We start from the raw sequence: 23963 nt of genomic DNA, 5'->3' as shown, positions 1-23963 counted from the left end.
ATACGGGGAAAACCGTTCCGCCACGTCCGCAATGTGCGCAATGGTCACCCTTGCAACACGGGGGCAAAGGCGTTACCTCACCGCCGGATATCGAGAGTGCCGAAAGGCTGGAGCCTTCCCATGACCTACGTCGTGACCGACAATTGCATCAAATGCAAATATATGGACTGCATCGAGGTCTGTCCGGTCGATTGCTTCTACGAAGGCGAAAACATGCTCGTCATCCACCCTGACGAGTGCATCGACTGCGGTGTCTGCGAGCCGGAATGCCCCGCCGAGGCGATCAAGCCCGACACCGAGCCCGGCCTCGACAAATGGCTGCAGATCAACACCGAATACGCCTCGAAATGGCCCAACATCACCGCGAAGAAGGAGCCTCCGGCGGACGCCAAGGAGTTCGACGGAATCGAGGAGAAGTTCGAGAAGTATTTCTCGGCCGAACCCGGCGAAGGCGACTGAAGCGAGGCGCGACCTGACGTTGCGTCAGGTCTGGATGTCCATCGGCGATGGTGTCGGAGGAAACGGGCGTTGCGGCGGCCGTCTTTTCGCGCATGCGGCAAATTCTTGATTCTTTCAGCTTTTTATGATAGATATACGTCAACATGCCGGTGACGAACGTCGATTTATGGCGCAAGCGCTCTAATCATTGAAAGGCAGGCAAGCGATCCGGACCAGGCGAGCTGGGCCAGGCGACATCTTCGTGTCGTGCAGGGCTCTCAAGCGCTTCTCCGGCCGCTGCCTCATGTCGCGTCTCCGGTTCCACTGGCCGGCCGGCTTTTCGGCCAATGTACATGACAACGATCGCCGAGAAACGGTGTCGAAAGAAGGAGTACAGGGCGTATGGCAACCCAGCAGAAGAAATCCGCGACCCGTCAGGGATTCAAGACCGGCGAATACATCGTATATCCGGCTCACGGCGTGGGGCAGATCGTAACGATCGAAGAGCAGGAAGTCGCGGGACACAAGCTGGAACTGTTCGTTATCGATTTCCAGAAAGACAAGATGCGGCTGAAGGTGCCGGTCGCCAAGGCGACGTCGATCGGCATGCGCAAGCTGTCGGAGACCGACTATGTCGACCGCGCGCTCAAGGTCGTCCAGGGCCGTGCCCGGGTGAAGCGCACCATGTGGTCGCGCCGCGCGCAGGAATATGATGCGAAGATCAATTCCGGCGACCTGATCTCGATCTCCGAGGTCGTGCGCGATCTCTATCGCGCCGAGAACCAGCCCGAGCAGTCCTATTCCGAGCGCCAGCTCTACGAGGCTGCGCTCGACCGCATGGCGCGCGAGATTGCCGCCGTCAACCGCATGTCGGACACGGAGGCGGTTCGCCTCATCGAGGCCAACCTCAACAAGGGTCCCCGCCGCGGCACCAAGGCCGACAACGAGGAGACCGAGCAGGAAGAGGCGGCATAAGCCAGCTTCCGGTTTCGCGAATGAAAAAGGCTCCGGGAGACCGGGGCCTTTTCTTTTTTGGGTTTTATGGTGGGTGCGTCCTTCGAGGCTCGCTGCGCTCGCACCTCAGGATGAGGGGCGTCGTGCGTCGGGCCGTCGCGAGTACAGCGAACTCAAATTCGAGCGCCTTTACTTTGGGAGGTTCGTTGCGCCGGCCTCCCTCATCCTGAGGTGCGAGCGCAGCGAGCCTCGAAGGACGCACGACGCACCTGAAACCCAGGTCTACCTCTCGTCGCCTTTATTCCGGTCGGAATGGCCGAGATCGCGCTCCGGCCAGACGATGTCGCGAACGCGCTGCTTCAGCACCTTGGCTTCCGGGAAGCCGCCGTCGCGCTTGCGCTCCCAGATGAGTTCTCCGTCACAGTGTATCTCGAATATGCCGCCCGTGCCCGGAACCAGCGCGACCTCGCCGATATCGGACCCGAAGGTCGAGAGCAGTTCCTGCGCCATCCATGCCGCCCGCAACAGCCACTGGCATTGCGTGCAGTAAACGATGCGGATGACGGGGCGCGACGTGCTCATGGGTCGTCCTGATCGTGCGAGCCGAAGTCGCGGGCTTCAGGCCGCGCTCAGCTTCGCCATGGTCTCGTCGTCGACCTCGAAATTGGCGTAGACGTTCTGCACGTCGTCATCGTCGTCGAGGGTGGCGACGAGCTTGAGGATCGATTGCGCGCGGTCCTCGTCGACGGGCGTCGTCGTCTGCGGTTTCCAGATCGTCTTGACCGATTCCGCCTCGCCCAGCGCGGCTTCCAGTGCTGAAGTCACGTCGCCGATGCTCTCGAAGGCGCAGAGGATGACATGGCCGTCCTCGTCCGACTGCACGTCGTCCGCGCCGGCCTCGATCGCGGCTTCCATCACCTTGTCGGCATCGCCGGCCTCGGGCTTGTAGACGATCTCGCCGACACGGTCGAACATGAAGGCGACCGAGCCGGTCTCGCCGAGAGCGCCGCCGGCCTTGGTGAAGGCGGCGCGTACATTGGAGGCGGTGCGGTTGCGGTTGTCGGTCAGCGCCTCCACGATGACGGCGACGCCGCCCGGCCCGTAGCCTTCGTAGCGCACTTCCTCGTAATTCTCCGCATCGCCGCCGGCGGCCTTGTTGATGGCGCGCTGGATGTTGTCCTTGGGCATCGACTGCGCCTTGGCGTTCTGGATCGCCAGACGCAGGCGCGGGTTCATGTCGGGGTCGGGCAGGCCGGCCTTGGCGGCGACGGTTATCTCGCGCGCAAGCTTCGAAAACATCTTCGACCGGACCGCGTCCTGGCGGCCCTTGCGATGCATGATGTTCTTGAATTGTGAATGGCCGGCCATGGGACCCCTGTCTGGATTTCCGAAGATGATCGTGAATGGCGGCGTTATAGATAAATTGCCGTCAAACGTCCAGATGATCGAAAAAGGCGCCGCCGCTCGCGAAATCGTGACCCGGCAAGGCGGTGAAATGAATGGCCACGGTTGTGGTCCGGCTTAGGCTGTCATCGCCTTCCAGGCCCTTAACGCAGCCGACACCGGAGCCGCAAATGATCTCCATCCGCCTGCTCGCCGTCATCCTCCTTCTCAGCCTCGCCACGCCTGCCTCAGCGCAGGAGGAGGCACCGAGCCAGTGCCTCGCCGTGGCGCAATCGCTCCCCAACGTCACCTACGCGAATTTCTCGCTCGCCCAGGCGGAGGAGGGCGAGGTGACGATCACCTATGCCGGCCATTCCACCTATATCGTCGAGACGCCGGCCGGCGTGCGCATCGCCACCGATTTCAGCGGCGTTTACGGAGGCGATCCGCTGCCGCGGGTCGTAACCATGAACAAGGCGCACCGGACGCACTACACGGAAATGCCCGATCCAGGCATCGAGCACGTCCTGCGCGGCTGGAATCCGGATGGCGGGCCGGCGAAGCATGCGGTCGTGATCGACGATGTCTATATCCGCAACGTGCCGACCGACATCCGACGCTGGGGCGAGATGGAGCGGGACGGCAATTCGATCTTCATCTTCGAGGTGGCGGGGCTGTGCATCGGCCATCTCGGGCATCTGCATCACCATCTCGAGGATGCGCATTACGGCGCGATCGGCCGGCTCGACGTCGTCATGGTGCCGATCGACGGCGGCATGACGCTTTCGGTCGATGCGATGAGCGAGATCGCCAAGCGGCTCTTCTCGTCGATCATCCTGCCCATGCATCGCCACGCGACGCCGATGGGCGAGTTCACCGCCGCGATGGGCGAAACCTTCGACGTCAGGTTTTCCGAGGAGCGCTCGTTCAAGGTCTCGCTGCGCAGCTTGCCGAAACGGCCGACCATCCTGGTGCTGGAAGGTGTGTGAGGCCTCCCCGCGGCTCGCGCCGCGGGGAGATCGACGGCGCAGCCTCAGGCGGCCGCGCGGACCTCCAGTTCCTCGGGCGTGACATGGCCGAGGAAGCCGCCGCTGGAAGTCGCGGGCCTGCCGTCCTCGATGGCATGGGCGAAGACGACGCCGGGATCCGCCTCGAGCTTGCGGATGTGCTCGTGGAGGCCAGGATATTCGCTGGCGAGATCGAACAGGCCGAGATCCTCGCCCCAGCGCGCGATGCCGATGAAATAGGCGTCGGCCACGGTCTTCCTATCGCCGGCGAGCCAGCCCCTGCCCTCCAGCATGTCCTGGAGACGGGCATAGCACTTCGCCGCCTGATCCCTTGCCAGCGCGCGCAGCATTTCCCGGTCGGGATCGTCCTCCGCCAGCTTGTAGGCCGTCCATGCCGGCGCGAAGGCCGAATGGAAGGTCGTGTGGAGATAGGAAAGCATGCTGTTCAGCCGGTCGAGTTCGGGCGTGCCCTGGGCAAAGCCCAGCCCGCTGCCGAGATCGCGCCCGGCGATGTTGAGCAGTATCGCGAGGCTCTCGGTTAGCGGACGCCCATCCTCGAGAACGAGCGCCGGCGTCTGGCCGAGCGGGCTCACCTCGATATAGCGGGCGTCCTTTTCCTTCGCCAGCATGTCGATGCGGACGAGACGATATGGTTTGCCGAGCCATTCGAGCGCGACGATCGAGCCGAACGAGCAGCCATGCGGGATGCCGTAGAAGAGCACAGGTTCCATTGCAGTTTCCTTTCTTGTCGAGCCCGCCGCCGATGCGGGATCGGTGCGGAACTGCGGCAAACCTATGCAATACTTGACGATCGGCAAGTACCTACAATATGGTAAGGTACTGACTTTATGGTAAGTATTGAGGAAAACCATGGCAAAACAGCAGCCGGAATTTTGCGGGCTGGGCCCCGCCTTCCAGGTGATCGGCGGCAAATGGAAGGCCTATATCCTCTGGCTGGTGCGCAACGAGCCGCGTCGCTTCGGGGAGTTGCGACGGCTGGTGCCCGAGATCAGCGAGAAGGTGCTGATCCAGCAACTGCGCGAGATGGAGGCCGACGGGATCGTGCACCGCAAGGTGTTCCACGAGGTGCCGCCGCGGGTCGAATATTCCGCGACGGAACTCGGTGCGTCGCTCGACGACGCACTGGTCTCGCTCGCCAAATGGGGCGAGGAGCATGGCGGCAAGCTGGAGGCGCTTCGCGCCGGCGCGAAAAAATAGGCCGCTGGCTCAGACGGCCTGAGCCGGAGGCATGCGGCGCGTCAGTGCGCGCCGCCGCCTTCCTTGTCCAGCTTGCGCTTGCGGCGCGCCAGCATGTTCAACCCCTCGACCAGCGCCGAGAAGCCCATGGCGGCATAGATGTAGCCCTTGGGCACGTGGAAGCCCATGCCGTCGGCGATCAGCGTCATGCCGATCATCAGCAGGAAGCCCAGCGCCAGCATGACGATGGTGGGGTTCTTCTCGATGAAGCGCGACAGCGGGTTGACCGCGATCAGCATCACCGTCACGGCGGCGATCACCGCGATGTACATGATGGCGATCTCGTCGGTCATGCCGACCGCGGTGATGATCGAATCGATCGAGAAGACCAGGTCGAGCAGCAGGATCTGGAAGATCGCGCCGGCAAATGACACCTGCAGCGTTTCGCCGACGATGTTGTCCTTGCCGTCTTCGGGATCGACCGAATGGTGAATTTCCTTGGTCGCCTTCCAGACGAGGAAGAGGCCGCCGCCGATCAGAATCAGGTCACGCCAGGAGAATGGATGCCCGAAAGCCTCGAAAAGCGGCTGGGTGAGCTGCACGATATAGGCCACCGTCGCCAGCAGCAGCAGCCGCATGACGAGCGCGGCGCCGATGCCGATCCTGCGCGCGCTGACCCGATGCTCTTCGGGCAGCTTGTTGGTCAGGATCGAGATGAAGATCAGATTGTCGATACCGAGAACAATCTCGAGAACGACGAGCGTGACGAGCGCGACCCAGGCGGTCGGGTCGTGGAGCCAATCGAGATGCTGCGCGAAGAATTCGATCATCGGCTTTGCGGACTTTCTGTGAAAAAACAAAGAAAAGTCTGCAAGAGGTAGGGCGAAGCCCGATTGCCGTCAACGGCTTACCAGAATGCGGGCACCGTTTCCTCGAGCCTGGGGCCCAGCCTGAGAGGCGCGATCTTCTCGGCGAGGCCGGTGCGGTCGGAAATCTCCACCGCCACACCGCAGATCGTCGCCGGCCCCGCCGCCGCCTCGAAACGGCCCTTGGGAACCTTGGAGAGGAAGCGGTTGAGCGGCTCTTCCTTGTCCATGCCGAGCGAGGAATCATAGTCGCCGCACATGCCGGCATCGGTGAGATAGGCCGTGCCGCCGTTTAGGATCTGATGATCGGCGGTCGGCTGATGGGTATGCGTGCCGACGACCAGGCTGGCGCGCCCGTCGACGAAATGCGCGAAGCACATCTTCTCCGACGTGGCCTCGGCGTGGAAGTCGATCACCACCGCGTCCGCCTGCTCGCCGAGCGGGCAGGCGGCCAACTCGTGCTCGGCGGCCTGGAACGGATCGTCGAGCTCGGGATGCATGAAGACGCGTCCCATGATGTTGGCGACGAAGACGCGCGCGCCGTTCCTCGCCATGTAGACGCCGGAGCCGCGGCCGGGGGTGCCCTTCGGGAAATTCGCGGGCCGGAGGAAGCGGTCCTCGCGCGGCGCGAAGGTCAGCGCCTCGCGCTGGTCCCAGACATGGTTTCCCGTGGTCACCACATCGGCGCCGGCGTTCAACGTCTGGTGGAAAATCTCTTCGGTGATGCCGAAGCCGCCGGCCGCGTTCTCGCCATTGACGATGACGAAGTCGAGCCTGAAGTCGGAAATGAGCGAGGGGAGCCGCTCCCACACCGCCGTGCGGCCCGAGCGCCCGACCATGTCCCCGAGAAAAAGAAGTCTCATATGGCAATCCTTGCGGCGGCTCCGGCCGGCGGAATGATGAGGTGGATAGCTACGCGGAATGATGCGAGCCAGCTAGCGCCTCTCCGGCGGCACGAAACGGCGATCCTGATAGTCCTCCAGATAGCCGCTATGGGCGGGTTTGGCCAGTTCGGGCGCCTTGACGAAGGCGAAAGCCCGGCGAAGCTCGCCGGCGCCGACCAGTTCGACGTCGAGAACGATGCGGAAATTGCCGGGCTCGCCGACCGATTCCAGCCGATCGAGGACGAGGAGCCGCGCATCGTCGACCTGGTAGAGTTCGCCTTTGACGCGAAAGCCCTCGCCTGGCCGATCGAGCATCATCGGCGCGAACCATGGGCCGGCGACGAGCATCGGCATGCGCTTGACGATGCGGCATGCGCCAAGAAATCGCGCGCCGCCAAGGCCGCGATCATGCAGCGCAAAGCCGCGCTTCAGCGTTCCGAAGGCAAAGACCAGGTGCATCGGCTACTCCGATCATGACGTCGCCGGCCGCGCCGTTCATCCGGCGGGAAACCGGCGCAAGCCGCTTTCGGTGAGGATTTCGCCGAGCCTGACGTCGTGCGGTTCGTCCGGCACTTCCGACACTTCCTGGCAGTCGAAAGCAATGGCGACGAGGCGCGGTTCGGTGCCCTTTTCCCGCAGCCGCTCGATCGCCCGGTCGTAATAGCCGGCGCCGTAGCCGATGCGATGGCCGCGCGCATCGAAGGCGGCGAGCGGCACGAGCATCACGGAAGGATCGAGCACCTGCGCCTCCTCGCCGGGTCCCGCCGTGCCGAAGCCCATCTCGACCAGCGGCGCGCCGCGCACCAGCTCGCGGAACACCATCGTCGTCCTGTCGAGAATGGCGGGAAGGCAAAGCCGGGCGCCGCTTTCGCGCAAGGCGAACATCAGCGGGCGCACGTCGACCTCGGAGCGCATCGGCCAGAAGCCGGAGACGATCGTTCCCGGCTCCACTGCGAGCTCGCCGGCGGCCCGCGCCATCGCGAGCGAGGCTTCGATGCGCCAGAGAGGATCGAGCGCGTCGCGCCGCGACAGCGCCTCCTGGCGCAGCTGCTTCTTGAGTGCCTTCAGCTCGGTCATGGCGCCTTTTATGCCGCGAGGACACCGAAAAGGCCACGACAGGAAGCGACCTTTTGCAAAGGCAAAACGAAATCAGGAAGGAGCGATCCACGCAACCGGTGGAGAAGTCGATCCCGGGAACCTACAAAGTAGGTGGGCGCCGTGTGAGAAAACCCACGGGTCTTCCCAGGGACAGCTCCCTTAAGGATCGATAAGGCCCCGGGGAATGTTACTCCTGCCGCGAGGCGCAGACCGCGACGTCTAATATAGAATGCGGCCGTCTCCTTCGCCAGCGGAATGGCACGAGAATCACGCGGGGAGACAGAGTTTTTTGCGAGAGTTCCGGCGAGGAGGAGCAATGTTCGTCCGGGATGCTAATCGGGTCGGCGGGCATGCGAAGCCTTGCCCTGCGCGCCCGGCGCCCCTACTGTCTCGCCGGCATCAAAACGGAGTTGGGAATGCGTTTCGAAGGCACGTCGGCCTATGTGGCGGACAAGGATCTGATGGTCGCGGTCAATGCGGCGATCGCGCTGGAGCGGCCGCTGCTGGTCAAGGGCGAGCCAGGCACCGGCAAGACGGAACTCGCCAGGCAGGTGGCCGCCGCGCTCGGCGTCGAGCTCCTCGAATGGCACGTCAAGTCCACCACCAAGGCGCAGCAGGGCCTCTACGAATATGACGCCGTGTCGCGGCTTCGCGACAGCCAGCTCGGCGACGAGCGCTTCAACGACATCCGCAACTACATCCGCCACGGCAAGTTGTGGGAGGCCTTTAGCGCCGACAGGAAGGTGGTGCTGCTGATCGACGAGATCGACAAGGCCGATATCGAGTTTCCCAACGATCTGCTGCAGGAACTCGACAAGATGGAGTTCCATGTCTACGAGACCGGCGAGACGATCCGCGCGAAGCACCGCCCGATCGTCATCATCACGTCCAACAACGAGAAGGAACTGCCGGACGCCTTCCTGCGCCGCTGCTTCTTCCACTATATCCGCTTTCCCGACGCCGATACGCTGACGAAGATCGTCGAGGTGCACTATCCCGGCATCAAGCAGAGCCTGGTGCGCGCCGCGCTCACCCAGTTCTACGAGGTGCGCGAGGTGCCGGGCCTGAAGAAGAAGCCATCTACTTCCGAGGCGCTCGACTGGATCCGGCTGCTGGTCGCCGACGACGTCGACCCCGCCGACCTGCGCGGCGATGCCAAGAACGCCTTGCCCAAGCTGCACGGCGCGTTGCTCAAGAACGAGCAGGACGTGCACCTCTTCGAGCGTCTGGCCTTCATGGCGCGGCGGCAGGGGTGAGAGGCGGTCCGCCTGGCGGGCGCAGGCGGACAACGCTTTCCTCGTTCTGGACCGTTGGCATCGCGCCGAGGTTCCGGCATGGATCCCCGGGGTTCCTGCACCTCACTTCGTTCGGCTCCGGACCCGAGGATCCATGCCGGAACATCGACGCCCGCACAGCGGCGAATGCATAAACGGAAAGCGACAACCATGACCGAAGTCACCATCCGCCCCCTCGAACAGTCCGACCACGTCGAATGGCGCCGGCTTTGGACAGACTATCTCACCTTCTACAAGGCGACCGTGCCGGAGGAAGTCTACCAGACCACGTGGAAGCGGCTGTTCACCGAAGGCGAGTTCGAGCCCAAGGGTTTCATCGCCCTGCTCGACGGCAAAGCGGTCGGCCTGACGCATTACATGTACCATCGCTCCTGCTGGTCGATCGTCAACAATTGCTATCTGCAGGATCTGTTCGCCGATCCGGAGATCCGCGGCAAGGGAGTGGGCGCCGCTCTAATCGAAGCGGTGAAACAGGAAGCCGGCAAGATCGGCGTCACCAACGTCTACTGGATGACGCACGAGACCAACGAGACGGCGCGCAGGCTCTACGACCGCGTCGCGCGGCGCACCGGCTTCATCGAATACGATCTGCTGTAGCCACCTCGGCCCTGCCGCCAGTCACCCGGCCGATCCAGCGATGCCATTCGTCCTCGCTGCCGTGGAAGACGTTAAGGTCGATCTTGCCGTCCACGCCATGCGACAGGCCGGAACCCGAATACTGCCAGAACACCCAATTCCTACCGGGATAGACCTTGGAAGGATGCGCGGCCACCGAGCGCAGCCAGAACGGATAGTCCTTGAACGCGCCCCGCAAATTGTCGCGGTAGAAATCCGGCGGCGTGTAGATGATCGGGCGCTGTCCGTAGTGCCGCTCGAGCCGGTCCATGAAGACCTGCATCTTCTCCTGGATCTTCTGGCGCGACAGGCGGCGCTTGCAGTTCGACTGGTGATTGTATTCGACGTCGATGACAGGCGGCAGCGCGCCGGGTTCGCGCGGCACGTTGCGGATGAACCAGTCGGCCTGCTCGCTGGCGGCCCGGCACCAATAGAAGAAGTGATAGGCGCCCCGCTTCAGCCCGGCCTCGGCCGCTCCGCGCCAGTTCTTCCTGAACATTGGGTCGAGATGGTCGCCGCCGTCGGTCGCCTTGATGTAGGCGAAGTTGGCGCCCTGCGTGCGCAGTTTCGCCCAGTCGATCTCGCCCTGCCAGCGTGAGACGTCGACGCCATGCACGGCGAGCTTCCTGGGCGAGGCGGAACCGAAATTGATAGGCTTGGCGTCGCGGAAGCTGTGGCTGTAGATTCGCGATCGTTGCGCCGGCGCGGTGCGTGTGGCCGGCCTCGGCGGCGCCAGCATCGCAACCGTATTCCCGGCGGGCACTGGCATTCCCGCGGTTCTGGCCTCGGGCACCAGCACGTCGGGCATGGGCGCCTGCGTCGGATCGGGACCGGCCCAGGCCAGAATCTCCTCCACGCTGCCCACGTCCACGGAAGGCACCGGAGCGCTCGACCGGACGACCGAGCTCGTCGTCTCGGGCGAGGGTTTTTGCGCGAGAACGTCCTCTATGCCGGAGCTGGAGGTGCAGCCCGCCAAGACCATGAACCCAAGAAGGATTGCCGGCACGCCTGAGAAACGCATGAGCACCCGTACGCAAAACAAACACTGACGGAAGAATCAGAACCGAACCCGCCGACGGGAATTGCTAACGGGAAATTACCAAAAAAGGCTGAATCCGGTTTTTTACCATATGCGGCGGAAAGCCGACGGCGCGCCGGGCTTGTCTGGCGGACGGATGCGACGCAAAGTGCCGCGCATGTTCATACCCTTCTTTCTCGAACTCAAGGCCGCCCGCGTTCCGGTTTCCCTGCGGGAGTATCTGACCCTGCTCGAGGGAATGGATGCCCATCTGGTCGACTATGACGTGGAGGGCTTCTACTACCTTGCCCGTGCCGCGCTGGTGAAGGACGAGCGGCATATCGACCGCTTCGACCAGGTCTTCTCCCATGTCTTCAAGGGCGTCGAGGCGGTCTCGGGCGAAGGCGCAGTCGACGTCGCCAACCTCCCGGAAGAGTGGCTGCGCCGGCTTGCCGAGAAACACCTGTCGGAGGAGGAGAAGAAGCTGGTGGAGGCGCTCGGCGGTTTCGACAAGCTCATGGAGACCTTGAAGCAGCGGCTCGAGGAGCAGAAGGGTCGCCACCAGGGCGGCTCGAAATGGATCGGCACCGCCGGCACCTCGCCCTTCGGCGCCTATGGCTACAATCCGGAGGGCGTGCGCATCGGCCAGCACGAAAGCCGCCACCGCCGCGCGGTCAAGGTGTGGGACAAGCGCGAGTTCAGGAACTTCGACGATTCCGTCGATCTCGGCACCCGTAACATCAAGGTCGCGCTGAAACGGCTGCGCCGCTGGGTGCGCGAAGGCTCGCAGGAGGAACTCGACCTTCCGGGCACCATCCATGCGACCGCGGAGCATGGCTATCTCGACGTTCAGACCCGGCCCGAACGGCGCAATGCGGTGAAGCTCCTGATGTTCTTCGACGTCGGCGGCTCGATGGACGACCATATCCGCGTCGTCGAGGAGCTGTTCTCGGCCGCCCGCGCCGAATTCAAGCACATGGAATATTTCTACTTCCACAACTGCCTCTACGAGGGCGTGTGGAAGGACAATCGCCGCCGCCACAGCGAGGTCATCCCCACCTACGACGTGCTGCACAAATACGGCCACGACTACAAAATGATCTTCGTCGGCGACGCCTCGATGAGCCCGTACGAGATCGCCTATGCGGGAGGGTCGGTGGAGCACTGGAACGCCGAGCCGGGAATCGTCTGGCTGCAGCGCGTGCTTGCGCAATGGCCGAACGCGGTGTGGCTCAATCCGACGAGGGAGAAGCACTGGAGCTATACCCATTCGATCGGGATGATCCGTGAGATATTTTCGGACCGGATGTATCCGCTGACGCTGTCGGGGCTGGAACGCGCGACCAGGGAGCTTTCGAGGAAGCATTGAGGTTGGTGAACGTCGCTTTCAGCCTTACATTCAGCAGGAACCAAAAACTCCCATTGGAGACGTCCCATGGACACCCACACCCATCCCGTAACCCGCACCGACGCGGAGTGGCGCGCGCTGCTGACGCCGGAACAATATGCCGTCATGCGCCAGCACGGAACCGAGCGGCCGGGAAGCTGCGCGCTCCTGCATGAGAAGCGCGCCGGCACCTTCTCCTGCGTCGGCTGCGATCAGCCGCTGTTCGAATCCAAGCTGAAATTCGAAAGCGGCACGGGCTGGCCGAGCTTCAACGATCCGGTTCCCGGTTCCGTGGAGACCACGGTCGATCGCAGCTACGGCATGGTGCGCACCGAGGTGCATTGCGCGCGTTGCGGCAGCCATCTCGGTCATGTCTTCGAGGACGGCCCGCCGCCGACCTATCTGCGCTACTGCATCAACGGCGTGGCGCTGAAGTTCGAACCCGCCTGACGGCCTATCGCGGAGCCAGCGCGGTTTCCGTCAGCCTCACCCAATAGCTCACGCCGGCGGGGATCGCCTCGTCGGCGAAATCATATGCCGGGTGGTGAAGTTCGGCGCTGTCGCCATTGCCGATGAAGATGAACGAACCCGGCCGGGCGGCGAGCATGCGCGCGAAATCCTCGCCCGCCATGGACGGCTTAACATTCGCGTCGACCCGGTCCGCGCCGACCACCTCCTGCGCGACTTGCGCCGAGAAGCGCGCTTCCTGCGGCGGGTTCACGGTGCTCGGATAGGGGCCCTCATAGTCGATCTCGATCTTGGCGCCCGTGGCCGCCGCCACGCCGGCGCAGACGGCGGTGACCTGCTCCTTGCCGGCTTCGGCATCGGCCATGCGCAAGGCGCGGACGGTGCCCCAGAGCTCGATCTTTTCGGGAATGATGTTGTAGGCCGTGCCGGCGTCGACCTTGGTGATGGTGACCACGACGGAGGCCAGCGGGTCGGTCCGGCGCGAGACGATCGTCTGCAGCGCGGTCACGAGCTGCGCGCCGGCGAGGATCGGGTCTATCGTGGTGTGCGGCCTCGCTGCGTGGCCGCCCCGGCCGCTGATGGTGATCGAGAATTTCGCGGGGGCTCCCATGATAGGGCCGTCGCAGATGGCGAAATGGCCGAGCGGAATCCCAGGCATGTTGTGCATGCCGTAGATGCGCTCGATGCCGAAACGCTCCATCAGACCCTCGGCGAGCATCTCGCGGGCACCGCCGCCGATCTCCTCGGCCGGCTGGAAGACGACCACGACGCTGCCGGCGAAATTGCGCGTCTCGGCGAGATATTTCGCGGCTCCGAGCAGCATCGCCGTGTGGCCGTCATGGCCGCAGGCATGCATCCTGCCGGCGGTATGAGATGCATGCGACACGCCGCTCCGCTCGTCGAGCGGCAAGGCGTCCATGTCGGCGCGCAGGCCGACCGTCCGGCCCGCGCCGTGGCGTCCACGGATGACGCCGACCACTCCGGTCCGCCCGATGCCGGTCACGACCTCGTCGCAGCCGAAGGCCCGCAGCCTGTCGGCGACGAAGGCCGAGGTGTCCGCAAGATCGAAGCCCAGTTCGGGATTTTGGTGGAGATGCCGCCGCCAGCCGACGATTTCCTCGTGCATCTCGCTGGCGCGGTTCAAGATCGGCATGGCGTCCCCCGGGCTCACATTGGTCGTGCCGGAGGATGATCCGACCCGGGGAGACTAAGGGCTGGGGATGACGTTCGCCAGCCCGAATTTCCGGCTTGCGGACTTTTCGCCGGCTTATTCCATGCCGAGGGCGGCCTTGTAGAGGTCGAGCATCGCCTCTTCCTCCTGCCGCTCGGCCTGATCCTTCTTGCGCAGGCGGATGATGGTGCGCATGGCCTTGGTGTCGAAGCCGGTGCCCTTGGCTTCCGCGAAGACTTCCTTGATGTCGTCCGCGATCGTCTGTTTCTCCTCCTCGAGGCGCTCTACGCGCTCGATGAAGGCGCGGAGCTGACCCGCGGCGACGGTCTGGGCGGTTTCGGTGATGTCTTCAGTCATGAGGGCTCCAACTGGCTGGTGCGCGACTCGCGCTAAAATCGGTCGCGCTTGGTTGCCTCACACGGCCGTAACAATCAATGGTCTTTCGGGCGGTTTTCCTCGAATGCCGCTTTCTGAGCGTTTGATGCTTCGCGCTGGTGCTTCGCCTGCCACTCGGCATAGGGCATGCCGTAGATGATCTCCCGCGAGGTCTCCTTGTCCATCTCCACGCCGGCTGCATTGGCCGCGTCGCGGTACCAGTTGGACAGGCAGTTGCGGCAGAAACCGGCGAGGTTCATCAGGTCGATGTTCTGCACGTCGGTGCGTTTGCGCAGATGCTCGACCAGCGTGCGAAACGCCGCCGCCTCGAAATCCCGCTTCTGTTCGTCGCTCAGATCGACCATGGCTGTTCTCCCTGTCGGACCGGCCCGGTGCGCGAGCCGAATTGCTTGACCTCATGGATATCGGGCATGGCGTTGATGGCTTCAAGGATCGGTGCGAGGCGCTCGGCCCATTCGGCAGCGCTTTCCTCGTCCGCGATCAGATCCTGCCTGATCTCGATCAGGGCGTGGGCGAAGCCGTTGACGATCGCGTGGCGGAACATCGTGTCGCCGCGCAGCGCGCCGTCATAGGGCTCGTTGTCGCCGACGACGAAGATCGGATCCTCGCGAAGCATCTCCAGAAGCGGCAGGGCGGCGCGCGGGTCGCTGTCCCAGAGCACCCCGACATGCCATGGACGCTTCCGGCCCTGCATCTGCGGCGTGAAGGAGTGCACCGAGAAGATAAAGGGCGCGTGGCCGGATTCGGCCGCGGCCGAGGCTATCATCGAGCCGACCGCATCGTGATAGGGGCGGTAGAAGCCGTCGAGCCGGCGGCTCCGCTCCGTTTCGGTCATCGGATAGTTTCCGGGCACGATGGTGCCGTCGTAAAGCTGCCGGATCAGCGTGGGATCGTCCTCGCCGCGATTCGGATCGATCAGAAGCCGGGAGAAATTCGCCATCACGGCGGGTACGCCGAGCAGCGCCGCCAGCCGCCGCGTCACCGTCGCCACGCCGATGTCGTAGGCGATGTGACGTTCGAACTCGGACGCCGGCAGGCCGAGGCTGCCATATTCCTCGGGCAGGTCGCGTCGGGCATGGTCGGCAACCAGCACCAGGCCCTTCTTCCGGTCGCCTTCGATGATCTCGAAAGGTGCGAAAAGGGCGGTACGCGTCATGCCGGCAAGAATCCCCGTCGCCTATCGTTTGAGCGGTCGGGCCTTGTGTTTCATGAAGCGCGCGCGAGCGCAATGCCGCTGTTTGGCCAATCTTGTCGGCCAGAGCCGAAGCCGGGCTATGATCGTTCCGGCATCTAAATCGATTCGGATGGCCGCTCGGAACGCGTTGACATGCGCGCGCACTTCTTCGAAAAGGGTCTCTTACAGATGCTGATTTCATTAGCGAAGGGCATGAGCATGCGACTGGCAAGGGCGATGCGGAACCGCTTTGCGGCCGGTTTTGCCGTTCTCGTCCTCGCATCCGGGTTCATGACCATGGGTGCGGCGCCCGCATTCGCCGATTTTCGCGTCTGCAACGCGACGCAAGGCCTCGTCGGCGTGGCGATTGGCTACCGCGCCAAGACCGGCTGGGTTTCGGAGGGCTGGTGGCACATCGAGGCGTCGACCTGCAAGACGCTGATCGAGGGCGCGCTCTCCTCCCGCTACTACTATCTCTACGCGGAGGACGCCGAGCGCGGCGGCCGCTGGGACGGCGCGGTCAACATGTGCGTGGCGGAACGGGAATTCAAGATCGCCGGGGCGGGCGATTGCTTCGCGCGCGGTTTCCAGCGCGCGGGCTTTCAGGAATACGACACGGGGGAACAGGGGAGCTGGATGGTTCAGCTTACCGACGAACCCGCAACAGACGGCGCGGCAGCCGTCACGGGAACAGGCAATCGATGAGACGCAGCCGGAAGGTCAAGATACTTGCAACATTGGGGCCGGCATCTTCCGAAGAAGTAATGATCAAGCGGCTTTTCGAAGCTGGAGCGGATGTCTTCCGCATCAATATGAGCCATGCCGACCATCCGCTCATGCGCACGCTCGTCGCGCGCATCCGCAAGGTGGAAAAGGAGGTCGGTCGGCCGATCGGCATTCTCGCCGACCTCCAAGGGCCGAAGCTGCGCGTCGGCAAGTTCGCCAATGGCAGCGAGGAGCTGAAGATCGGCGAGAGCTTCACGCTGGACGACGATCCGACGCCGGGCAATGCGTCCCGCGTGCAGATGCCGCATCCGGAAATCCTGGAATCAGTGAAGCCGGGAGACCGGCTGCTCATCGATGACGGCAAGCTGCAGCTGAAGGCGGTGAAGACGAACGGCAAGTCGATCACCTGCACCGTCGTTTCCGGCACCAAGATATCCGACCGGAAGGGCGTGAGCCTGCCCGACACCGAACTGCCGGTCGGCGCGTTGACCGAGAAGGACCGCAAGGACCTCGACGCGGTTCTGGCGACCGGCGTCGACTGGATCGCGCTTTCCTTCATCCAGCGCCCCGAGGATCTCGCCGAGGTGCGCAAGGTAGCGCGCGGCCGCGCCGCGCTGCTGGCCAAGATCGAGAAGCCGCAGGCCGTGGCCCGGCTGGCGGAGATCATCGAGCTTTCCGACGCGCTGATGGTGGCGCGCGGCGACCTCGGCGTCGAGATGCCCCTGGAGGCCGTGCCCGGCATCCAGAAGCAGATCACGCGCGCCTGCCGTCGCGCCGGCAAGCCGGTCGTCGTGGCCACGCAGATGCTGGAATCCATGATCAGCGCGCCGGTGCCGACCCGAGCGGAGGTTTCCGACGTCTCGATCGCGGTGTTCGAAGGCGCCGATGCCATCATGCTGTCGGCGGAATCGGCCGCCGGCGAATATCCGGTCGAGGCGGTGGCGACGATGAACCGCATCGCCGAGCGGGTCGAGCAGGACCCCAATTACCCCAGCATCATCAACGCGCAGCGCTCCGAGCCGGAGGCGACCGGCGCCGACGCGATCTCGCTGGCGGCGCGTCAGATCGCCGAGACGCTCAAGCTCTCCTCGATCGTCACCTACACCGCTTCCGGCACCACCGGCCTGCGTGCAGCGCGTGAGCGGCCGCAGGTGCCGATCATCGCGCTTTCGCCGGTGGTGGAGACGGCCAGGCGGCTGTCGCTGGTCTGGGGCACGCATTGCGTGGTCACCGCGGACGCCTCGGATCTCGACGACATGGTGAACCGCGCCTGCCGAATCGCCTATCAGGAAGGGTTCGGCCGCGAGGGCGATCGCGTGATCATCACAGCGGGCGTTCCGCTGCGCACGCCGGGCGCGACCAACATGCTGCGCATTGCCTATATCGGCACGGACGGGCAGGGCGGTATCTGAGGTGGCGAAGTCTTCCGTCGGGGCTCCGAGCTCGCGTGAAGCTCAGATGCCCTCGCCGGTGAGCTCGTCGGCAAGCGTGCCCAGCTCGTTCTGGGCGCTGCGCAGCATCGGATAGATATCGAGAATCCGCTCATAGGCGCGCAAGGCGAGCTCCTTGCGGCCCGTGTTCTTCATGATCTCGGCCATGCCGGCCAGCGCGCCGAAATGGCGCGGCTCCAGCCGCAGCGTGTGCTCGATGTCGGACATCGACTTGGCATAGCTGTTCATCTCGTAATGGACCGTCGCGCGGCGGTTCCAGCCCTCGGCATAGTCGGGGGCGAGCATCACCACCTGGTCTAGGAAATCGAGCGCGGCGTCGTATTTCTTCTCCTTCGCCGCCTTGTCGGCCCACTGGACGAGAAGATCGATCGATGCGCTGCCCGAACGCGCCCATTCCTGCTTGATGCGGTTGGAGATGCGCTCCGCCGCGCGCTCGTTCCCGGCGCGTTTCAGCTCGGAAAAGAGATCGCCGAGCCTGTCCTTGGGTGCGGCAAGGACCGCGTTGCGGGGACCGGTCACGTCGGATGCGGCGAAGGCGGCAACCGGCGCGGCGATGGCGAATGCAAGGAGAAAAGCAAAAACGTTCCGCATGTGCGGGAATCTATTCCCACACGGCGGAACGTCAAACTGAAATTCGCGTGAAGGCGGGCTGACGGGCGAAATCCCGTGGGCGCCCGCGGCCGAAAGCCTCAGCCCTGGCGAGCCTTGAAGCGCGGGGCGGTCTTGTTGATGATGTAGATGCGGCCCTTGCGGCGAACCATGCGGTTGTCGCGGTGACGGCTCTTCAGCGCTTTGAGCGAGTTCTTGATCTTCATTTTCTTCAGCCCGTTCTTCTGAGCCCTTTTTGCGGGCCGAACAAAAACGCGCCTCGCGGCGCGCCACAAATCTGGGCTGGCTCTTAAACGACAGGCCGCCCTTCTGTCAACCGGAGTCAGCGCGCGAGCCGCGTGAAATGACCCATCTTGCGGCCAGGCCGCGATTCCGTCTTGCCGTAGAGATGGAGCATCACGTCCGGCTCGCCGAGGAGCACGCCCGCGCGCAGCACCTCGTCACCGACCAGGTTCTCCATCACGCAGTCCGAATGTCGGGACGCGTCGCCGAGCGGCAGGCCGCATATGGCGCGGATATGCTGCTCGAATTGCGAGACGGTGCATGCCGCTTCGGTCCAGTGGCCGGAATTGTGCACGCGCGGCGCGAATTCGTTGACGAGGATCGAGCCGTCAGCCATCAGGAAAAACTCGACGCCGACGACGCCGACATAGTCGAGCCCCTCGAGCAACGTGAAAGCGGCGTCGCGCGCGACACTCGCCGTGGCTTCGGAAATCGCGGCCGGGACGGTGGAACTGTGCAGGATGCCGTCGCGATGAATGTTCTCCGCCGCGTCGTAAGCCGCCATGCGGCCGTCATGGCCGCGCGCGGCGATGATCGATATTTCGCGCTCGAACGGGACGAGCGCCTCCAGGATCAGCGGCACGCCGCCCATGGCTGTGTAAGCGCCGTCGGCCGCGTTGCCGGCCGCGTTGCGGAAGACCCGCTGGCCCTTTCCGTCATAGCCCAGGCGCCGGGTCTTGAGGACGCCGCTGCCGCCGAATTCCGACAAGGCGGATGCGAGATCGCCGTCGCCGTCTACCTTGCGGAAAGCCGCCGTCCTTATGCCCATGTCGTTCAGCGCGGTCTTTTCGACCAGCCGGTCCTGCGAGACCTCCAGCGCGCGCGGCAGCGGCAGGACGGGGACGTCGGCGGCGAGCAGCCGTGCTGCGGATACCGGCACGTTCTCGAACTCGTAGGTGACGACCTGGCAATTCTCGGCCAGCTCGGTCAACGCGTATGCGTCGTCATAGGCGGCGAACAATTGCCGGTTGGCGACCTGCGCGGCCGGACAATCCGCCTGGGGTTCGAGAACGAGCGTCTGGTAGCCGAGCCGGGCGGCGGCCATGGCAAGCATGCGGCCGAGCTGGCCGCCGCCGATGATGCCGATGGTGGAACCGAGGGGAAGGGGAGCGCTCATGCGTCGGACGACGGCCGTTCGGCCACTTTCGCCGTCTGCGCCGCGCGCCATTCGTCGAGGCGAGCGGCAAGCGCGACGTCGGTCAGCGCAAGCACCGAGGCCGCCAGCAGCGCGGCGTTGACCGCGCCGGCCCTGCCGATCGCCAGCGTCCCGACGGGAATGCCGGCCGGCATCTGAACGATGGAAAGAAGCGAATCCTGTCCCGAAAGCGCCTTGGATTCGACCGGCACGCCGAAGACGGGAAGCGGCGTCAGGGCGGCCGTCATTCCCGGAAGGTGCGCGGCACCGCCCGCGCCGGCGATGATTACCTTGAAACCGGCCGCCTTGGCGCCCTTCGCGAAGTCGTAGAGGCGGTCGGGCGTGCGGTGGGCGGAGACGATCAGCGCTTCATGGGCAAGGCCGAGCGCATCCAGCGTCTCGGCGGCGTTGCGCATGGTCGCCCAGTCGGACTGACTTCCCATGATAATGGCGATTTCGGCCTTGCTTGCGGCCATGACTGCGCCCTCCATTTATGGATCGCCGCCGCTTATCGGAAATGCGGCGCCGCCGCAAGGCGGGAGCGCTTTCTGCCTCGAAGCATCAGGCGATGATGTCGGGTATGATGCGGTCTTCCAATTGCTTCAGTCGATCCTTCAGCGCCAGCTTCTTCTTCTTCATGCGCTGGATTTGCAGGGGATCGCAGCCGGTTGCGATCATCGCGTTGATCGCAGCGTCGAAATCGGTGTGTTCCTGCTTCAATCTCGCAAACTCGAGACGAATCTCGGCCTGGTCCTGTTCCGACATGCTCACCGTCTGCAGAATCCGGGGCTAAAACGCCCGATCGGGAAGGTTCGGGCGCTTCCGCGACCGGCGGGCCGCCTATTACCACATTTTGCCGCGTCAGGAAATGCTACTACGGCACATTCGACTCATCCGGAAATCGGTGGCACACTGCCATTGCGCTGTCACAACGAGGCGGCCTGCGGTGGACGCCTGCCCGTGCGGCGCGAGTCGAGGAACCACGGAAGGGAGAGCTTATAATGTCTCTTGCATCTCATCTTGCAGAGCTGCAGCGCAAGCATGGCGACATCGAACGCGAGATCGATGAAGTATCGGCCCATCCATCAGCCGACTCTCTTGAAATAGCCAGGCTCAAGCGACGCAAGCTCGCACTCAAGGACGAGATGGAGAAATTGAGACTCCAGCCGACGAAACACTAACGGGCAAGCGCCCACAGATACCGCCTGATCGTAACCGATCATCGCTCCGGCCCTCTTCCCGTTCCCGGAAGATGGCATTGGGAGTTTGGTCTTTTCCGCAGTCGGACGGCGACGCGGCAAAACTGCCTTGGCTTCGGATAAAGCCAAGGCAGGGGGATATGTTGTCTTTTGGATGGTCGTACGCCCGGGCAGACCCGCGAGGCATCTGCTTTTATTGGTCCGATCCTCTATTCCTGCCAGAACTGGTCGAGCCAGATATTGAGCTTCAGAAACCCGTCATCGTTGATCGCGTAAATTCGTTTCGTGCCCTCGGAGCGGGCGCTGACGAGACCGGTGTCGAGAAGCACCTTCAAATGCTGCGAAACGGCGGGACGCGAGACCGGAAGCCCGCTCGCCAACTCGTTGACCGTCTTCGGCCCGCGCCGCAACTCCTCGAGGAGATGGCGGCGATTGCCGTCGGCAATGGCCATGAAGGCGTCGGGCTCGATCATGCTGCAATTTGTAGACCAAGCCCGCCGGAACTCAAGCAGCCTCTTCCTTCGCCTGCTCGCCGCCGTCTTGCTCGTCCTCGGTCTCGCTGCGCGGATCGAGAAGCACCGCCTGCGGCGTGACGGCGCGCTCGGCCGGCAAGGTCTTGAACGCCTCGCGTTCCTCGATCGGTATCGGGGCCCGCGTCCTGACGCGCAGCATCGTATAGCCGGCAAGCAGGAAATGCGCGATCGCCGTGGCAAGGAACAGGCTTTCGGGGCGCATGCGTTCCATGAGCGTGGCGCCGATGATCGGGCCGATCATGGTCCCGAAGCCGTATAGCAGCAACAGCCCTCCCGAGACCTTCACGAACTCCTCGGCGCTCGCATGGTCGTTGGCATGCGCGACGGCGAGCGAATAGAGCGTGTAGGCGAGCGCGCCGTAGCCGGCCGTCAACGCCAGCACGATGGGCGCCGAGCGCGGCGTGAAGACGAAAACCAGCATGGCGAAGAAGGCTGCGCCGAAGGCCGCGCCGGCGAGCACGAAGCGGCGGTCGGTGCGGTCGGAGATGCGTCCGGCCGGCATCTGCGCGACAGCGCCGCCGAGCACCACCAGGCTCATCATCAGCGCGATCTGCGCGGTCGAAATGCCGATACGCGCGCCATAGACCGCGCCGAGCGTGCCCCAGGCGCCGTTGGCGACGCCGATGAGCAGGCAGCCGACGGCCGCGACCGGCGAATTGGCGTAGAGCCGCCTGAGGTCGAGCTTCACGTCGGCCAGCGGCCTCGGGCTTTCCTGCGTGGAGACCGCCGTCGGGATGAGCGAGGCGCAGAAGAAGATGCCCGCCACCATGAACAACGAGGCATTGGAGACGTCGCCGAAGCCGACGATCATCTGCCCGGTCATGATCGAGGCGTAGGTGACGACCATGTAGAGGCCGAAGACGGTGCCGCGGTTCTCGTTGGTCGCGCGCTCGTTGAGCCAGCTTTCGATGACCATGAAGGCGCCGGCCATGACGAAGCCGGTGCAGGCGCGGAGCACGATCCAGATATATTCGTCGATCATCAGCCCCGTCAGCAGGGCGACTATGGCGCCGGAGGCGGCAAAGGCGCCGAAGGCGCGGACATGGCCGACCCTGCGCACGAGGCGCGGGGCGAAATAGCAGCCGGCCACGAAGCCGCCGGCCCATGCCGTTCCGATCAGGCCGAGCGAGGTTGTGGAGAAGCCCTCCGCCTGGCCGCGCAGCGGCAGGAGCAGCCCGTGCAGCCCGGAGGCGGCCAGCAGGAATGCGGTTCCGCGCAAAAGGGAGAAAATCGGCTTGTAGGAGGCAAGCATGCGCGAGTCACCGTGGCAGTTTCAATCGAGCGAAGCGGGAGTGTAGCCGCTTTTCGCAGGGAGTTTCGCCCTTATGCGACGGAAGTGAGGCGTTGTTCTTTTATTCCCGACGGAAAACCGCTTCGGCCGCGAGCTTCGTCGCGTCCTTCGAGGCGAGCTCCTTTTCCAGCCTCGTGATTTCGTCCTGCAGCTGGGTGATTCGTTCGTTCAGTTCGGCAACCGAAAGCAGCGAAAGATCCTGGCCGATCTCGTGCAGACGGGCAGGTTTCTTGGGTTCCTCGTCGAAAAGCGCCATTTCCGCGTCTCCTTTTGCCTCTTTTGCCAACAGGTTACATAAGGGAGGCAGGATGAGGCAAACAGCCAAACGAATCAAAAGGAGCAAAGCATGGCGAGCAGTAAAATTCCCGAAAAGATGACCGTCATCGCCATTCCGGCGCCCGGCGGGCCGCGCGCGCTGAAACAGGAGAAGCGCGACGTGCCGAAGCCGGCGGCCGGCGAGGTCCTGATTCGTGTGCGCGCCGCGGGTGTCAACCGGCCCGACGTCGCCCAGCGCAAGGGCGCCTATCCGCCGCCGCCCGGTGCCTCCGACCTGCCGGGATTGGAAGCCGCGGGCGAGGTGGCCGCGGTTGGCGAGGGTGTCACCCGCTGGCGAGTGGGCGACACGGTCACCGCGCTCACGCCCGGAGGCGGCTATGCCGAATATTGCATCGCCCATGAAACGAACGCGCTGCCGATCCCTCACGGTTTCACCTTCACCGAGGCGGCTGCGTTGCCGGAGACCTTCTTCACCGTCTGGCACAACGTCTTCCAGCGCGGCGGACTGAAGGAGGGCGAGACCTTTCTCGTCCATGGCGGTTCGTCGGGCATCGGCACGACGGCGATCCAGCTTGCCTCGGCCTTCGGCGCCTATGTGCTGACGACCGCTGGCTCGGCGGAGAAGTGCGAGGCCTGTCTGAAGCTCGGCGCCGACCGCGCCATCAACTACCGCGAGGAGGATTTCGTCGCCGTGGTGAAGGATGCGACCGGCGGCAAGGGCGTCAACGTCATCCTCGACATGGTCGGCGGCTCCTATGTCGGCCGCAACTACGATGCCGCGGCCGTCGAGGGGCGCATCGTCCAGATCGCGACGCTCGGCGGCTCGAAGGCCGAAGCGGACTTTTCCAAGGTGATGGTCAAGCGGTTGACGCATACCGGCTCCACGCTGCGGCCGCGCACGGTGGAGTTCAAGGCGCAGATCGCCGCCGAGCTCGAGGCGCAGGTCTGGCCGCTCCTGGCCTCCCGCAAGATCGCGCCGGTCATGGACATGATCTTCCCGCTGCGCGAGGCATGGCGCGCGCATGAGCGCATGGAGGAGGGAGAACATGTCGGCAAGATCGTGCTCGACGTGGCCTGAACCGCCCGCGGGGCAGGCCGGAATGCGTCTCA

General features: G+C 64.2%; 33 protein-coding genes and 1 other RNA gene. 12 read left to right on the top strand and 22 right to left on the bottom strand.

Translation table 11 applies throughout. From position 1 onward, the window contains the following. The first annotated feature begins 120 nt into the window (after positions 1–120). Together fdxA and XW59_RS20200 are read left to right on the top strand one after the other, a co-directional pair. Entirely contained in the window at positions 121–459 is a 339-nt protein-coding gene (fdxA, locus tag XW59_RS20205) for a ferredoxin FdxA (protein ID WP_047147455.1), read from the top strand. Positions 460–840: 381 nt separating this feature from the next. Then, entirely contained in the window at positions 841–1413 is a 573-nt protein-coding gene (locus tag XW59_RS20200) for a CarD family transcriptional regulator (RefSeq protein WP_047147454.1), read from the top strand. Positions 1414–1674: 261 nt separating this feature from the next. Here XW59_RS20200 and XW59_RS20195 read toward each other — a convergent pair whose 3' ends face one another. The 3 genes from XW59_RS20195 to XW59_RS29530 all read right to left on the bottom strand — a co-directional run bounded on the left by XW59_RS20195 (position 1675) and on the right by XW59_RS29530 (position 2977). After that, a complete protein-coding gene (locus tag XW59_RS20195; protein ID WP_047147453.1) occupies positions 1675–1974 on the bottom strand; it encodes a SelT/SelW/SelH family protein in 300 nt (99 codons plus the stop codon). Positions 1975–2010: 36 nt separating this feature from the next. Beyond that, positions 2011–2760 carry a YebC/PmpR family DNA-binding transcriptional regulator gene (locus XW59_RS20190; protein ID WP_047147452.1) on the bottom strand — a complete coding sequence of 250 codons (750 nt, stop codon included), beginning with the start codon at positions 2758–2760 and terminating at the stop codon, positions 2011–2013. A gap of 61 nt (positions 2761–2821) precedes the next feature. Further along, entirely contained in the window at positions 2822–2977 is a 156-nt protein-coding gene (locus tag XW59_RS29530; RefSeq protein WP_206077729.1) for a hypothetical protein, read from the bottom strand. Here XW59_RS29530 and XW59_RS20185 point away from each other — a divergent pair. Further along, positions 2967–3764 carry an MBL fold metallo-hydrolase gene (locus XW59_RS20185; protein WP_136068388.1) on the top strand — a complete coding sequence of 266 codons (798 nt, stop codon included), beginning with the start codon at positions 2967–2969 and terminating at the stop codon, positions 3762–3764. The two genes, XW59_RS29530 and XW59_RS20185, sit on opposite strands and share 11 nt — an antisense overlap. 44 nt (positions 3765–3808) lie before the next feature. On the opposite strand, the gene XW59_RS20180 is transcribed toward XW59_RS20185, so the two are convergent. Continuing rightward, on the bottom strand, positions 3809–4513 hold the full coding sequence (locus XW59_RS20180) for a glutathione S-transferase family protein (RefSeq protein ID WP_047147451.1): 705 nt from the start codon (positions 4511–4513) through the stop codon (positions 3809–3811). Positions 4514–4652: 139 nt separating this feature from the next. Here XW59_RS20180 and XW59_RS20175 point away from each other — a divergent pair, with 139 nt between their 5' ends. Continuing rightward, positions 4653–5000, top strand: coding sequence for a helix-turn-helix domain-containing protein (locus XW59_RS20175; RefSeq protein ID WP_047147450.1), 348 nt, complete (start codon positions 4653–4655; stop codon positions 4998–5000). 41 nt (positions 5001–5041) lie between these two features. Here the strand turns inward: XW59_RS20175 and XW59_RS20170 are convergent, their stop codons facing one another. From XW59_RS20170 to ssrS, 5 genes are all read right to left on the bottom strand, one after another. Then, on the bottom strand, positions 5042–5809 hold the full coding sequence (locus XW59_RS20170; protein WP_047147449.1) for a TerC family protein: 768 nt from the start codon (positions 5807–5809) through the stop codon (positions 5042–5044). Between the two features lie 77 nt (positions 5810–5886). After that, complete coding sequence (locus XW59_RS20165; RefSeq protein WP_047147448.1) at positions 5887–6708, bottom strand: TIGR00282 family metallophosphoesterase; 822 nt, start codon at positions 6706–6708, stop codon at positions 5887–5889. Between the two features lie 72 nt (positions 6709–6780). Further along, entirely contained in the window at positions 6781–7188 is a 408-nt protein-coding gene (locus XW59_RS20160; RefSeq protein WP_047147447.1) for a gamma-glutamylcyclotransferase family protein, read from the bottom strand. 36 nt (positions 7189–7224) lie between these two features. Further along, complete coding sequence (locus tag XW59_RS20155) at positions 7225–7806, bottom strand: 5-formyltetrahydrofolate cyclo-ligase (RefSeq protein WP_047147446.1); 582 nt, start codon at positions 7804–7806, stop codon at positions 7225–7227. A gap of 80 nt (positions 7807–7886) precedes the next feature. Continuing rightward, positions 7887–8042: non-coding RNA, 6S RNA (gene ssrS / locus XW59_RS20150), on the bottom strand. Between the two features lie 201 nt (positions 8043–8243). Between ssrS and XW59_RS20145 the strand changes: the two genes are divergently transcribed. Both XW59_RS20145 and XW59_RS20140 read left to right on the top strand, forming a co-directional pair. Next, positions 8244–9083, top strand: coding sequence for a MoxR family ATPase (locus XW59_RS20145; protein WP_047147543.1), 840 nt, complete (start codon positions 8244–8246; stop codon positions 9081–9083). A gap of 189 nt (positions 9084–9272) precedes the next feature. Continuing rightward, positions 9273–9719 carry a GNAT family N-acetyltransferase gene (locus XW59_RS20140; protein ID WP_047147445.1) on the top strand — a complete coding sequence of 149 codons (447 nt, stop codon included), beginning with the start codon at positions 9273–9275 and terminating at the stop codon, positions 9717–9719. Here the strand turns inward: XW59_RS20140 and XW59_RS20135 are convergent. Continuing rightward, positions 9697–10758 (bottom strand): GH25 family lysozyme, encoded by a 1062-nt coding sequence (locus XW59_RS20135; RefSeq protein ID WP_047147444.1) that lies wholly within the window; start codon positions 10756–10758, stop codon positions 9697–9699. The two genes, XW59_RS20140 and XW59_RS20135, sit on opposite strands and share 23 nt — an antisense overlap. 175 nt (positions 10759–10933) lie before the next feature. Here XW59_RS20135 and XW59_RS20130 point away from each other — a divergent pair, with 175 nt between their 5' ends. Together XW59_RS20130 and msrB are read left to right on the top strand one after the other, a co-directional pair. Next, a complete protein-coding gene (locus XW59_RS20130; RefSeq protein WP_047147542.1) occupies positions 10934–12124 on the top strand; it encodes a VWA domain-containing protein in 1191 nt (396 codons plus the stop codon). A gap of 66 nt (positions 12125–12190) precedes the next feature. After that, on the top strand, positions 12191–12592 hold the full coding sequence (gene msrB, locus XW59_RS20125) for a peptide-methionine (R)-S-oxide reductase MsrB (RefSeq protein ID WP_047147443.1): 402 nt from the start codon (positions 12191–12193) through the stop codon (positions 12590–12592). A 4-nt stretch (positions 12593–12596) separates the two neighbouring features. Here msrB and XW59_RS20120 read toward each other — a convergent pair whose 3' ends face one another. The 4 genes from XW59_RS20120 to XW59_RS20105 form a co-directional block, all read right to left on the bottom strand. Next, positions 12597–13763 carry a M20 aminoacylase family protein gene (locus XW59_RS20120; protein ID WP_047147442.1) on the bottom strand — a complete coding sequence of 389 codons (1167 nt, stop codon included), beginning with the start codon at positions 13761–13763 and terminating at the stop codon, positions 12597–12599. Between the two features lie 114 nt (positions 13764–13877). Further along, positions 13878–14138: a DUF2312 domain-containing protein gene (locus tag XW59_RS20115; protein ID WP_047147441.1), complete on the bottom strand. Its 261-nt coding sequence runs from the start codon at positions 14136–14138 to the stop codon at positions 13878–13880. Between the two features lie 74 nt (positions 14139–14212). Next, positions 14213–14521: a DUF1244 domain-containing protein gene (locus XW59_RS20110; RefSeq protein ID WP_047147440.1), complete on the bottom strand. Its 309-nt coding sequence runs from the start codon at positions 14519–14521 to the stop codon at positions 14213–14215. Next, the gene (locus tag XW59_RS20105; RefSeq protein ID WP_047147439.1) at positions 14509–15333 is read right to left on the bottom strand and encodes an N-formylglutamate amidohydrolase; all 825 of its coding nucleotides are present in this window, start codon (positions 15331–15333) and stop codon (positions 14509–14511) included. Before XW59_RS20105 ends, XW59_RS20110 begins: the two co-directional genes overlap by 13 nt. Before the next feature lie 309 nt (positions 15334–15642). Here XW59_RS20105 and XW59_RS20100 point away from each other — a divergent pair, with 309 nt between their 5' ends. Both XW59_RS20100 and pyk read left to right on the top strand, forming a co-directional pair. Beyond that, positions 15643–16056 carry a DUF1036 domain-containing protein gene (locus XW59_RS20100; protein ID WP_246666156.1) on the top strand — a complete coding sequence of 138 codons (414 nt, stop codon included), beginning with the start codon at positions 15643–15645 and terminating at the stop codon, positions 16054–16056. Then, the gene (gene pyk / locus XW59_RS20095) at positions 16053–17489 is read left to right on the top strand and encodes a pyruvate kinase (protein ID WP_047147438.1); all 1437 of its coding nucleotides are present in this window, start codon (positions 16053–16055) and stop codon (positions 17487–17489) included. Before XW59_RS20100 ends, pyk begins: the two co-directional genes overlap by 4 nt. Before the next feature lie 42 nt (positions 17490–17531). Here the strand turns inward: pyk and XW59_RS20090 are convergent, their stop codons facing one another. From XW59_RS20090 to XW59_RS20070, 5 genes are all read right to left on the bottom strand, one after another. Then, the gene (locus XW59_RS20090) at positions 17532–18119 is read right to left on the bottom strand and encodes a hypothetical protein (RefSeq protein ID WP_047147437.1); all 588 of its coding nucleotides are present in this window, start codon (positions 18117–18119) and stop codon (positions 17532–17534) included. A 98-nt stretch (positions 18120–18217) separates the two neighbouring features. Further along, positions 18218–18343, bottom strand: a complete 126-nt coding sequence (ykgO, locus tag XW59_RS20085; RefSeq protein WP_047147540.1) for a type B 50S ribosomal protein L36 — start codon at positions 18341–18343, stop codon at positions 18218–18220. Positions 18344–18459: 116 nt separating this feature from the next. Next, a complete protein-coding gene (locus tag XW59_RS20080) occupies positions 18460–19536 on the bottom strand; it encodes a 5-(carboxyamino)imidazole ribonucleotide synthase (RefSeq protein WP_047147539.1) in 1077 nt (358 codons plus the stop codon). Continuing rightward, positions 19533–20030 carry a 5-(carboxyamino)imidazole ribonucleotide mutase gene (gene purE / locus XW59_RS20075; protein ID WP_047147538.1) on the bottom strand — a complete coding sequence of 166 codons (498 nt, stop codon included), beginning with the start codon at positions 20028–20030 and terminating at the stop codon, positions 19533–19535. The genes XW59_RS20080 and purE overlap by 4 nt, the downstream gene beginning before the upstream one ends. An 85-nt stretch (positions 20031–20115) precedes the next feature. Beyond that, positions 20116–20319 (bottom strand): YdcH family protein, encoded by a 204-nt coding sequence (locus XW59_RS20070; RefSeq protein WP_047147436.1) that lies wholly within the window; start codon positions 20317–20319, stop codon positions 20116–20118. Positions 20320–20555: 236 nt separating this feature from the next. Between XW59_RS20070 and XW59_RS20065 the strand changes: the two genes are divergently transcribed. After that, on the top strand, positions 20556–20735 hold the full coding sequence (locus tag XW59_RS20065) for a DUF465 domain-containing protein (RefSeq protein ID WP_082137715.1): 180 nt from the start codon (positions 20556–20558) through the stop codon (positions 20733–20735). Between the two features lie 227 nt (positions 20736–20962). Here XW59_RS20065 and XW59_RS20060 read toward each other — a convergent pair whose 3' ends face one another. The 3 genes from XW59_RS20060 to XW59_RS20050 all read right to left on the bottom strand — a co-directional run bounded on the left by XW59_RS20060 (position 20963) and on the right by XW59_RS20050 (position 22833). Beyond that, on the bottom strand, positions 20963–21226 hold the full coding sequence (locus XW59_RS20060; RefSeq protein WP_047147435.1) for a metalloregulator ArsR/SmtB family transcription factor: 264 nt from the start codon (positions 21224–21226) through the stop codon (positions 20963–20965). A gap of 31 nt (positions 21227–21257) precedes the next feature. After that, complete coding sequence (locus XW59_RS20055) at positions 21258–22538, bottom strand: MFS transporter (RefSeq protein ID WP_047147434.1); 1281 nt, start codon at positions 22536–22538, stop codon at positions 21258–21260. A 100-nt stretch (positions 22539–22638) separates the two neighbouring features. Further along, the gene (locus tag XW59_RS20050) at positions 22639–22833 is read right to left on the bottom strand and encodes a DUF1192 family protein (RefSeq protein ID WP_047147433.1); all 195 of its coding nucleotides are present in this window, start codon (positions 22831–22833) and stop codon (positions 22639–22641) included. 90 nt (positions 22834–22923) lie between these two features. Here XW59_RS20050 and XW59_RS20045 point away from each other — a divergent pair, with 90 nt between their 5' ends. Beyond that, positions 22924–23931: an NAD(P)H-quinone oxidoreductase gene (locus XW59_RS20045; protein ID WP_047147432.1), complete on the top strand. Its 1008-nt coding sequence runs from the start codon at positions 22924–22926 to the stop codon at positions 23929–23931. Positions 23932–23963: the final 32 nt, after the last annotated feature.

The sequence above is a fragment of the Aquamicrobium sp. LC103 genome (assembly GCF_001014615.2).
In the GTDB taxonomy this organism is placed as follows: domain Bacteria; phylum Pseudomonadota; class Alphaproteobacteria; order Rhizobiales; family Rhizobiaceae; genus LBCQ02.
This window is presented reverse-complemented; position numbering and strand designations above follow the sequence as displayed.